A 1,793-nucleotide genomic window follows, 5' to 3' on the forward strand; every position below is an offset into this window, starting at 1 on the left:
AGGACCGGATAGAAGCGATCGCTCAACGGGCGCTAAAATGGGCTAATCTAAGAAAGAAACCGAAACTGAATAAAAAAGTCGCCATCACTGTGTTTAGTTTCCCCCCCGATAAGGGGAATGTGGGAACCGCAGCCTATCTAGATGTGTTCGGTTCTATCTACGAGGTGATGCAAGCGTTACAAAATAATGGTTATGACTTGCAGGACTTACCCGCATCTCCGAAAGAACTGATGGAAGCGGTAATCCATGATGCTCAAGCACAGTACCATAGTCCGGAGCTAAATATCGCCTATCGGATGTCTGTACCTGAATACGAGCGTTTAACCCCCTATTCCGTCCGTTTGGAGGAAAATTGGGGACCACCACCTGGACATCTCAACAGTGATGGACAAAATCTGTTAATCTACGGCAAAGAGTTCGGTAATGTTTTTATTGGGGTTCAACCCACCTTCGGTTATGAAGGGGATCCCATGCGTCTGCTATTTTCTCGTTCTGCTAGTCCCCACCACGGTTTTGCAGCCTACTACACCTATCTCAATCAAGTCTGGAAAGCAGACGCGGTTCTTCATTTTGGCACCCACGGTTCCCTAGAATTTATGCCGGGGAAACAGATGGGAATGTCTGGGGAATGCTACCCCGATAACCTCATCGGGATGATTCCCAACCTCTACTATTATGCCGCTAATAACCCCAGCGAAGCGACGATCGCTAAACGTCGCAGTTATGCGGAAACCATCTCCTATCTCACTCCCCCCGCAGAAAATGCCGGACTCTACAAAGGGTTAAAAGAACTAAGCGAGTTGATCGGTTCCTACCAAACCCTGAAAGATAGTGGGCGTGGGGTGCAAATTGTCAATACCATTGTCGATAAATGTTTATTAGTCAATCTCGACAAAGATATAAGTTTACCTGATGGTGACACTGCCCATCTCAGTCAAGAGGAACGGGATAATATCGTCGGTTCGGTCTATCGCAAACTGATGGAAATTGAATCGCGCTTGCTTCCCTGCGGACTTCACGTTATTGGGAAACCCCCCTCGGCGCTCGAAGCGGTGGCAACTTTGGTCAATATTGCCAGTTTAGACCGGGAAGAAGACGATTTACTCTCCTTACCCCGAATTATTGCCAACAGCATCGGCCGGGATCTAGAGGAAGTTTATCGCAATAGCGATCGAGGTGTGTTAGAGGATGTGGAATTACTGCAAAACATCACCCTAGCGACTCGCGCTGCCGTCGCAACTTTAGTCAAGTCCCAAACCGACGCAGAAGGTCGAGTATCGATGCTTTCTAAGCTGAATTTCTTGAATATAGGCAAGAAATCGCCTTGGATCGAAACTTTACGGTCGATGGGTTATCCAAAAGTTGATCCGGTCGCGTTAAAACCCCTGTTTGAATACCTAGAATTCTGTTTAGAACAGGTCTGTGCCGATAATGAATTGGGGGCGCTATTAAAAGCATTGGAAGGGGAATACGTTCTTCCCGGTCCTGGTGGCGACCCCATCCGCAACCCCGGAGTTTTACCGACGGGTAAAAATATCCATGCTTTAGATCCCCAGTCTATCCCGACCCTAGCGGCGGTCAAATCGGCTAAAATCGTGGTGGATCGTCTGTTAGAACGGCAAAAACTGGATAATGGCGGTAAATATCCCGAAACCATCGCTTGTGTTCTCTGGGGAACGGATAATATCAAAACTTATGGGGAATCCCTAGCACAAATTCTCTGGATGGTGGGGGTTCGTCCTGTTCCCGATGCTTTGGGACGGGTGAATAAATTGGAATTAATTCCCCTAGAG

At 47.8% G+C, this 1,793-nt stretch carries 1 protein-coding gene; it reads left to right on the forward strand.

Annotated features, from left to right (window positions below):
- Positions 1-1,793 (forward strand): magnesium chelatase subunit H (bchH, locus tag PX481_RS05025; RefSeq protein ID WP_288093853.1); only part of this gene is annotated, 1,793 nt, incomplete at both ends.

The sequence above is a fragment of the Microcystis sp. M53603_WE2 genome (assembly GCF_030065435.1).